Annotated in this window: 7 protein-coding genes and 1 pseudogene; 3 read left to right on the top strand and 5 right to left on the bottom strand. The window is 74.1% G+C overall.

Annotation, left to right across the window (positions count from 1 at the left end):
- Both C2142_RS35610 and C2142_RS35605 read right to left on the bottom strand, forming a co-directional pair.
- Positions 1 to 261 (bottom strand): annotated as a pseudogene (locus C2142_RS35610) (hypothetical protein); the annotation flags it as partial.
- A gap of 222 nt (positions 262 to 483) precedes the next feature.
- A complete protein-coding gene (locus tag C2142_RS35605; protein WP_148646966.1) occupies positions 484 to 1,023 on the bottom strand; it encodes a GNAT family N-acetyltransferase in 540 nt (179 codons plus the stop codon).
- Positions 1,024 to 1,517: 494 nt separating this feature from the next.
- On the opposite strand from C2142_RS35605, the gene C2142_RS35600 reads away from it, so the two are divergent.
- A complete protein-coding gene (locus C2142_RS35600; protein ID WP_148646965.1) occupies positions 1,518 to 3,062 on the top strand; it encodes an ATP-dependent DNA ligase in 1,545 nt (514 codons plus the stop codon).
- 226 nt (positions 3,063 to 3,288) lie between these two features.
- Here the strand turns inward: C2142_RS35600 and C2142_RS35595 are convergent, their stop codons facing one another.
- Positions 3,289 to 3,879, bottom strand: coding sequence for a TetR/AcrR family transcriptional regulator (locus C2142_RS35595; protein ID WP_148646964.1), 591 nt, complete (start codon positions 3,877 to 3,879; stop codon positions 3,289 to 3,291).
- Between the two features lie 185 nt (positions 3,880 to 4,064).
- On the opposite strand from C2142_RS35595, the gene C2142_RS35590 reads away from it, so the two are divergent.
- Positions 4,065 to 5,006, top strand: coding sequence for an alpha/beta fold hydrolase (locus C2142_RS35590; RefSeq protein WP_148646963.1), 942 nt, complete (start codon positions 4,065 to 4,067; stop codon positions 5,004 to 5,006).
- A gap of 114 nt (positions 5,007 to 5,120) precedes the next feature.
- On the opposite strand, the gene C2142_RS35585 is transcribed toward C2142_RS35590, so the two are convergent.
- On the bottom strand, positions 5,121 to 6,338 hold the full coding sequence (locus C2142_RS35585; protein WP_148646962.1) for an erythromycin esterase family protein: 1,218 nt from the start codon (positions 6,336 to 6,338) through the stop codon (positions 5,121 to 5,123).
- 58 nt (positions 6,339 to 6,396) lie between these two features.
- Here C2142_RS35585 and C2142_RS35580 point away from each other — a divergent pair, with 58 nt between their 5' ends.
- The gene (locus C2142_RS35580; protein ID WP_148646961.1) at positions 6,397 to 7,200 is read left to right on the top strand and encodes a TioE family transcriptional regulator; all 804 of its coding nucleotides are present in this window, start codon (positions 6,397 to 6,399) and stop codon (positions 7,198 to 7,200) included.
- Positions 7,201 to 7,252: 52 nt separating this feature from the next.
- Here the strand turns inward: C2142_RS35580 and C2142_RS35575 are convergent, their stop codons facing one another.
- The gene (locus tag C2142_RS35575; protein ID WP_148647229.1) at positions 7,253 to 7,696 is read right to left on the bottom strand and encodes an NUDIX hydrolase; all 444 of its coding nucleotides are present in this window, start codon (positions 7,694 to 7,696) and stop codon (positions 7,253 to 7,255) included.
- Between the last annotated feature and the right edge of the window lies 1 nt (position 7,697).

The raw sequence follows: 7,697 nt of genomic DNA, 5'->3' as shown, positions 1-7,697 counted from the left end.
CTCCAGCGCCACCGCGGCCACTCCGTCCCGGTCACTCCCGGCCCCGCCGTACGCGGCGTACCCGACTCCGACGAGCGCCGCGAGCACCCCGGTGCCGGCCACCGCGGCCACCGCGGCCGCCACCGGGCCGACGCCCCGGCCGCGGCTCCGCCGGCCCCGCCCACGACGCCGGTCTGCGGCACGGCGCGCGGAACGGCCGCCGTCCGCGGCGCGGCGGCCGGAGGCGGCGGGGAGGATGGTCGTCCTGTCTTCGCTGTTCACCTGGGCACGCTTCCTGTGTCGGGTCGGCCGGTACGGGTGCCGACAACTGGGAGACCTCGCGGCGGCGCGTCGATAACAGAAAGCACGAACGAATTTCCGACTCACGGTCGGGGGCGGTCCTCCGGCACGCCCCGGGCCGGGCACGGACGTGGGGACGCCGGTGCAGCCCGGGGACCGGACACGGACCCGGACAAAGGCCGGGACCGGGACCGGGCTGCGTGGTCAGCCCGCGTCCGGCGCCATGTCGTAGGTGACGAACATGGTCCGGGTAGCGACCTGGTCGTACTTGCTCCGCGCCCGGTGGTTGTTGTCGGAGGTGATCCACCGCACCACGTTCCAGCCGCGCTCGGCGGCGATCTCCCGCAGCCGGGCCAGCAGCGCGTCCACCGCGCCACCGCCGCGCGCGTCCGGGCTGACGAACAGGTCGTCCAGGAACCCGCCGACGGCGCCGTGCAGCGGCCGGGAGAAGGGGCGGTAGTGGGCCAGCCCGACCGGCGTGCCGTCGGCGTCGCGGACCAGCAGGCCGTCCAGCTCGTGCGCCGGATCGTTCAGCCAGGACCAGACCAGTTCGGCCTTCTCCTCCGGCATCGGAACACGGTAGAACGCGCAGTAGCCCGCGAAGAGCTCGCGCCAGGCGGCGTAGTCACCGCTCCCGGGCGCGTCGACGGTCCAGCGGGTGGCGGGCGCCGTCGTGGTGGCGTGCTCCGTCGTGATGGCGGGGGCTGCCTCGGTGGCGGGGGCGCCGGCGGTCTGGGGAGTCATCTCGGCCTCCAGAGTCGGGTGGGACCACGGTTCTCGCGCAGCGGTACGCCGTGCACGGTTTCGCGCCAGCATGACGGCCCGCCAGGTCGCCGCAGATGGACGCGGTGGACAAGAGCGCCATGGGGCCGCTCCAGAGCGGCGCAGCCCTCCGGCTGTCGCGAAGGCGTGTCCTGCGGTCCGCGACGGACCCGGTCACGGATGCTGGAGCCCCCGCCCGCCCCGGCGTGGCCGCAGCGCAGATGGACGCGGTGGACAAGAGCGCCATGGGGCCGCTCCAGAGCGGCGCAGCCCTCCGGCTGTCGCGAAGGCGTGTCCTGCGGTCCGCGACGGACCCGGTCACGGATGCTGGAGCCCCCGCCCGCCCCGGCGTGCCCCGGCCGCACCGCCCCGGTGTGCCCCGGCCGCACCGCCCGGAGGGTCCGACGCCCGTACGTCCGCCGACTGCCCGGTAGGTCCGCCGACTGCCCGGCCCGACCCGGCCCCGAGGAGTTCACATGCTGCTCCGTCACCTGGCCCAGACCTCCCGCGCCGTGGCGGCCGAGCCCGGCCGCCGGGCAAAGATCACGCTGCTGGCCGACTGCCTTCGCGCGCTCGGCCCGGCCGAGGCCCCCGCCGCGGTGGCGCTGCTCTCCGGCGAGTCGCACCGGCTGCGCACCGGCGTCGGGCCGGCCGCCCTTCGGGACCTGCCGCCGCCCGCCGCCGAGCCCTCGCTGGGCGTCCGGGAGGCCGAGCGGCTGCTGGAGGCCATCGCCGAGGTGCACGGCACCGGTGCGCAGGCCGGGCGCCGTCGCCTGCTGGCCGGGCTGTTCGAACGGGCCACCGGCGTCGAGCAGGCGTTCCTGCGGGCGGTGCTGGTCGGCGAGTTGCGCCAGGGCGCGTTGGACGCGGTGGTGGCGGACGCCGTCGCCCGGGCTGCCGGGGTGCCCGCGGCGGCGGTGCGGCGGGCGCTGATGTTCCGCGGCTCGGCCCGTGCGGTCGCCGAGGCTGCGCTGACTGGCGGGGCACCGGCGCTGGACGCCTTCCGACTGGAGGTCGGCCGCCCGGTGCGGCCGATGCTGGCCGCCTCGACGCCGGACGTCGGCTCTGCCCTCGACCGGATCGGCCCTGCCGCGCTGGAGTGGAAGCTCGACGGCATCCGGGTCCAGGTGCACCGGGACGGCCAGGACGTCGCGGTGTTCACCCGGAGCCTGGACGACATCACCGCCCGGGTGCCCGAGGTGACGGAGGCCGCCCTCGCCCTGCCGGTCCGCTCGGCGGTGCTGGACGGCGAGGCGATCGCGCTCGGCCCGGACGGCCGCCCCCGCCCGTTCCAGGAGACCGCCGCGCGGACCGCCACCCGGCGGGACCCGGAGCGACTGCGGGCCGAAGTCCCGCTCAGCGCCTACTTCTTCGACCTGCTGCACCGCGACGGCGAGGACCTGGTGGACCGGCCGGGCCGGGAGCGCTGGGCCGCCCTGGCCGGGTCGGCGCCCGCCGGCCTGCGGGTCGCGCACACCGAGACCGGCGACCGGGACCAGGCGCTGGCCTTCTTCCGGGAGGCGCTGGCGCTCGGTCACGAAGGCGTACTGGCCAAGGATCCGGCGGCGGGTTACGCGGCCGGCCGGCGCGGCGCCGGATGGATCAAGGTCAAACCCCGGCACACCCTGGACCTGGTGGTGCTGGCCGCCGAGTGGGGCAGCGGCCGTCGGCGCGGTTTCCTCAGCAACCTCCACCTCGGCGCCCGGGCCGCCGGCGAACCGGGCCTCGGCCCCTGGGTGATGCTCGGCAAGACCTTCAAGGGCCTGACCGACGAGACGCTCGCCTGGCAGACCACGGAACTCCTCGCCCGTGAGGTCGAACGGGACGCGTACACCGTGCGGGTGCGGCCGGAACTGGTCGTGGAGATCGCCTTCGACGGCGTCCAGCGCAGCCCCCGCTACCCCGCCGGGCTCGCCCTCCGGTTCGCCCGGGTGGTCCGTTACCGGCCCGACAAGAACGCCGCCGATGCCGACACCGTGGCCACCGTCCGGGAGTGCGCGGCCTCCCGCGAGTTCTCCTGAACCCTGCTGAACCCTGCCGAGTGAACGGGGCCGTGGCCAGGGCGGATCGTGGGTCGTCGGCCCTGGCGGCGGTGCGGGACGTCCATGAGCTCCGGGAGCCGGTCCCGGCACCGACCTGACGCACCCCGGTCGACCCGTCAGTTCATGCCGGACGGGCTTCGGGCACGACCCGGACACGCCCGGGACCCGCCACCGGATGATCTCGGCATCCGGGCGTGCGCCACGATCAGTGCGGTTGCCGGAGTCCCGCGACGAGGAGCGCGACCAGTCGGCGTGCGTCGTAGCGGGGGTCACTGTCGGCGCCGATGCAGAGGTTTCCGATGCCGCGCATGAGCTGGTAGGCGTCGAGGTCGGCTCGGATCTCGCCGGAGGCGGCGGCAGCGTCGAGGAGTTCGGTGCACACCGGCAGGAGGCGGTCGAGGAAGTAGGCGTGCAGTGTCTCGAAGCCGGCGCTGTCGTTCTGCATCGCGGCGGCCAGGCCGTGTTTGGTGACCAGGAAGCCGACAAAGAGGTCGGCCCACCGCCCCAGGGCGGCATGGGGGGTCGGGCCGGCCGCCAGCAGGGCCGGGCCGGCTTCGGCACAGGCGTCGACCTGGTGGCGGTAGACGGCGATCACGAGGTCCGCCCGGGTGGGGAAGTGGCGGTAGATCGTACCCGTCCCGACCCCGGCCCTGGCCGCGATGTCGCGCACCGGCGCCTCCACGCCCGAGGCGACGAAGACCGCCGCGGCCGCGTCCAGCAGGGTCTGCTGGTTGCGCCGGGCGTCCTTGCGGCTGGACCTGGCCGAACTTCCCGCACTCTGGCCGTCGTTGCTCACCGCGGCTTCCCTTCATGGCATTGCAAAGCGGAACAGAGTTCCGTATCGTAATCGGAACAAGGTTCCGTTTTATTCATGATGGCAGACCGGCGGGCGGCCGGCCAGATCACTGCCGCGCCTCCGCGCCTCCGCGCCTCCGGCCCCACCGCACCACGACTGCGAAGAACCGAACGGAAGGCACTTCCATGTCCGACTCGAACACGACGAACGCACAGAAGACCGCGGGTGCGCCCACCCTGGTGGTGTCCGCGAAACCGGTCATCCTGTCCGCCCCCGGCCGGGGCGAGGACCTCCAGGTCCGCGTCTCCGCCCCCGCGACCGGCGGCGATCTGCCCGTCATCGTCTTCTCCCACGGCTTCGGCTGGTCGATGAACGGCTACGCCCCGCTGGCGGACTTCTGGGCCGCCCACGGCTTCGTGGTCCTGCAGCCCACCCACCTCGACTCCAGGACGCTCGGCCTCCCCGCCGAGGATCCCCGCACGCCGCGGATCTGGCGCTTTCGCATCGAGGACCTCAAGCGCGTACTGGACGGGCTCGACGTCCTGGAGGCGTCCGTGCCGGGCCTCGCCGGGCGTCTCGACCGCGAACGCATCGCCGTGGCAGGCCACTCCTGGGGAGCCCAGACGGCGAGCACGCTGCTGGGCGCCCGCGTCCTCGACTCCGACGCCGTACCCGGCGAGGACCTGTCCGACCCCCGCGTCAAGGCGGGCGTGCTGCTCGCCCTGACCGGATCGGGCGACGATCTGACCCCGTTCGCCGCCGAGAACTTCCCCTTCATGAGGCCGTCCTTCGACACCATGACCGCACCGGCTCTCATCGTCGCCGGGGACAACGACCAGTCGCACCTGTCCACGCGCGGACCGGACTGGTTCACCGACCCCTACACCTACAGCCCGGGAAGCAAGAGCCTGCTCACGCTGTTCGGGGCCGAGCACTCGCTCGGAGGAATCCCCGGGTACGAGGCCGCCGAGACGACGGACGAGAACCCCGCCCGCGTCGCCCTGGTCCAGCAACTCACCACGGCCTTCCTGCGCAGCGCCCTCCACCCCGAGGACACCGGCTGGAAGGCGGCGGCCACCGCACTGGAGGAAAGCCCCGACCCGCTGGGGAAGTTGCAGAGCAAGTAGGCGACCCTCACCAGGACCGTCGCAGGCGGACGCATCCGCCGTTGACCGCCGGGGCGCCTCCCACGCGTCCGAGGTGCCCCGGCAGGTCGGACGGCCGGACGGCCGGTGGTGGCGCTAACCCGGCAGGACGTCCTTCACGAACACGATCCCGTCGCCGTTCGCCAGGTGGGCCGGGTCGAACGGGGCGTAGCCGAACCAGCCGGACACGCGGCGCGCGAGCTGCGTGTCACCGAGGGCTGCGGCCAGCCGCGGGGCGTCGACCACGCAGCGGTCCTCCGGCAGCGCGTACAGGAGTCCTTCGACGGTGTCCGGCGGCGGCGTGTCCACCCCCTGGTGCCGGATCGTCCCGAGGGCCGTGGCCACGAAGCCGTACTCCCCGCCGAGTCGGGCGTTCACCAGCGCACCGGCGCTCCACCACTCCACCGGCCCCTGCCACATCTGCATCGTGCTCTTCTCCCGCTGGAGATGGGCGTTGCCGGCGTGGACGAGCACCGGGCCCCGGGCGGCGAGGGCCAGGAGGTTCTGGGCCATCATCAAGTCCCGCAGCGCGCACAGCCGGGTCATGCGGGCCGGTGAGGTGTCGGCCATCCAGTGGTGGTAGCGGAGCAGGCCGGTCGCGGTGCGTCCGTGCAGACGCGCCCGGTCCCAGTCGTCGAGCGAGGCCGCCGCGAGCAGGTGCGGCGTCTGCGCGTCGAGCAGCGCGACCAAGTCGTCGGCGAGCAGCCGCAGTTGCCCGGCCTCGGCCGACTGCCCCACGGACTGGGCCGGGTCGGTCATCGCTGCGGGGTTGGTCCACCGGTCGTCCGCGCCGAGCAGGCGGTCGACCGTCTCCGCGGTACAGGGGAGCAGGTCCGCGTCCACCTGGCGCGAGAGGTAGCCGTGGAGCGCGGTGAGGGCCTGCCGGGGGCTCGCCGCACCGGTGATCTCCAGCGGGCCGTCGAAGCCGGCGAAGCGGAGCCGCTCCGACGCCGGCCGGCCGTCGTGGTCGGCGCGGGCGTTGTGGGCGCGCATCCAGCGCACGAGCTCGCGGTTGGCCGCGGAGGCACCCCAGCCGTGACTGAATCCGTACTCCATCACCGCGTCGAGGGAGCCCGTGCCCGAGGTGACGTAGTCGTCGACGAGCAGGCCCGTCAGGCAGTCGCTCTCGATCGCGATCGTCCGGTAGCCCTCCTGTTCCACGAGTTGCCGGAAGAGCTCGTTGCGCAGGTCGAGCAGGGCGTCCTCACCGTGGGTGGGCTCGCCCAGCGCGAGCAGCCGGGGCCTGGCCGGGAACAGCCCCATGACGGCGGCGGCCTCGACGGCGCGGACGGTGTCCTTGATGTCAGTAGCCATGCCTTCAACGCTATCGTTGAACCTTCGGTGTAAACTTTTCCGCGATATCGTCGGCCTCATGGGGCGAAACCTTCAAAGCAGCGATCGGCTCAGGCCGGTTGATCTGGCACGCGGGCACGGTCTGTCCACGCAGGCGGTCAGGAACTACGAGGAGGCCGGCATCCTTCCGCCCGCCGACCGCACACCCCACGGCTACCGCACCTACACCTCGCTGCACGCGCGGGCCCTGCGCGCGTTTCTCGCCCTGGTGCCCGGCCACGGCCACCAGGCGGCGACGGCGATCATGCGGGCGGTGAACCAGGGCGCGGCCGAGGAGGCGTTCCGCCTCATCGACGAGAGCCACGCCCAGCTCCTCGACGACCGGCGGACCCTCCAGGCCGTGGAGAGCGCCCTCCGCGACCTGGAGCCCGGCACGGCGCCCGAGCCCGGCGCGCGGTCCGGGCCGGCGGCGGAACGGGGGTCGGACGCGGGGTCCGGGTCGGCCGCGGGATCCCGGCCGGACGCGGGGTCCGCGCCCGGCGGCACGTTCATCGGACCACTGGCAGGGAAGCTCGGCATCCGGCCCGCGACGCTGCGCAAGTGGGAGCACGCCGGGCTGGTGCGCCCGGGCCGCGACCCGCGGACCGGGTACCGCGTCTACGACCAGGCCGACGTCCGGGACGCCCGGCTGGCGCACCAACTCAGGCGGGGCGGCTACCTGCTGGAACAGATCGCCCCGCTGATCACCCAGGTGCGGGCGGCCGGCGGGCTGGAGCCGCTGGAGGCCGCACTGCTCGACTGGCACACCCGGCTCTCCACCCGCGGCCGGGCGATGCTGACCGGGGCCGCCGAGCTGGAGGCGTACCTCGGCGCGCGCGGCTGAGACTTCGGTCGCCGGCCGAAGGGATCAAGGCCATGCGGACCGGTCACGATCCTCAGAGCCGGTCGGACCGCGCTGCGAACCGTGCCGCATGTTGGCGCATTCGAGCCCGGTCCGCGGGAAACCAGCCGTCCCACTCCTCTTCCAGGCCCATCCACCCCGCCGGCTGCCCGGTCTCCGCGACGAGCGGCACATCCGCACCGACGACCACGGCATACGACAGCCCGAAGATGGCGGGAGCGCCCGACCGGTAGGAACGGACGGTTGCCAGAGCCGGCTCCCGGAACAGCTCCGCCCGGAGTCCGGTCTCCTCGAACAACTCGCGCCCTGCCGCCTCGCGGGGAGTCTCGCCCGGTTCCACCCGCCCACCGGGCGGGACCAGCCCCCGCCACCGGTGCTTCACCAGCAGGACCCGGGACAACGATTCATCGAACACCCAGACCTCCGCCGCGAGCGGGCCCACCGACTCGGGCCCGGCGGCGGCCAGCCAGTGCCCCATC

The organism is Streptomyces sp. CB01881 (assembly GCF_002953255.1).
Taxonomy (GTDB): Bacteria; Actinomycetota; Actinomycetes; order Streptomycetales; family Streptomycetaceae; genus Kitasatospora.
Note: the sequence above shows the minus strand (reverse complement) of the source record. Positions and strands in the feature narration are given on the sequence as shown.